1 protein-coding gene is annotated in these 1,283 nt (G+C 38.3%); it reads left to right on the plus strand.

Translation table 11 applies throughout. From position 1 onward, the window contains the following. A partial coding sequence (locus F6K20_RS38930; RefSeq protein WP_287298509.1) for a DUF1822 family protein occupies window positions 1–1,137 on the plus strand: 1,137 nt, incomplete at its 5' end. Window positions 1,138–1,283 lie beyond the last annotated feature (146 nt).

The raw sequence follows: 1,283 nt of genomic DNA on the forward strand, positions 1-1,283 counted from the left end.
TCCCTTGCAAACCGAGAAGTATTTTGGCTAGAACCTGAAGACTTTGAGCAAGCGATAAAGATTAGTGAAAAAGTTAATAGTGAGGCCAAAAATTGTCCAAATTATCTAAATAGTTTAGCCTTATTTGGTTTTGAAAGATGGTTAGAAGAACGGGTTAAGCTGCCAATTAATAAGGATAAATGTTCGGTGTTTCAACCAGAGTATGCTAATCTGATTGAAACGGTATGTAATTTGAAAGTTGGTAATTTTAATCTGTGTATAATTGTCACGGAAACCCTCATATATCCAGGGGTTAATATACCAATAGCTGCTGTTGAATTACCAGAACTTGCCGCTCATTTTTATATCATAATTGAGGTGAAAGAAACCCAAGAACAGGGTATTATTAGAGGTATTTTACGTCACGACGAGTTGGTTAACTATCGCGAAACAGCTAACTTACCACAAGGTAACCGTAACTATAACTTACCTCTGTCTTTATTTGATCAGCAACCAAATCATTTACTGCACTACTTGCGTTGGTTAGATTCCCAAGAGATCACAATTCCAGTTGCTGATACTAAGCGTTCTGTTCAGGAAATCCTACCATTCTTTGCTGAAACAGCCATTAATACAGCAGAATGGCTGCGAGGAGAAATGGATGAGTTAGCAAGCTGTTTATCTTGGCAACTGCTTCCTGACTATACCTTTTCTAAGCCATCAATGCGTCGGATTAGTCCAGTATCGGATGAACCAGACAGATATCGAGCGATCGCTAAAGAGTTGAGAAGACAAAAAGGATTAATTGTTCCGTCTCATGCTCGTGGCTCTTACCAAACTGTTAATTTAAATGGCATTCTGTTCAAACTATGTGCTGTTACCTGGTTCATTTACCAGAAAGCACCAGAAGATACTCGAGAATGGGCATTGCTATTGCTAATCGAAGACTGTCTTGGTAATACACTTCCCCCTGGTATGAAGTTACGAATCAGCGAATTCACTGGTGTTGTCTCTGAAGCGATATTGGTAAATGAACGTTATCTCCATGTTGCAGTAGCAGGTAGGTGGAACCAAAAATTTGTAGCTACCATTTCTCTAAGTAATGGAGCCTCATTAACCCTACTTCCCTTCGCTTTTGATCCTGATAAATGTTTATGATATTTTAAGAGGGAGTAGGGAGTAGGGAGTAGGGAGTAGGGGGAATAAAAAAGTAACAAATTACCATTTTTAAATTGGAGCGAAGCGATGTTTCAAGCCCCCGACTTCATTTGTAGTATTTTTTTTAATTTTTAATTGATAATTTT

The sequence above is a fragment of the Moorena sp. SIO2C4 genome, assembly GCF_010672485.1.
In the GTDB taxonomy this organism is placed as follows: Bacteria; Cyanobacteriota; Cyanobacteriia; order Cyanobacteriales; family Coleofasciculaceae; genus Moorena; species Moorena producens.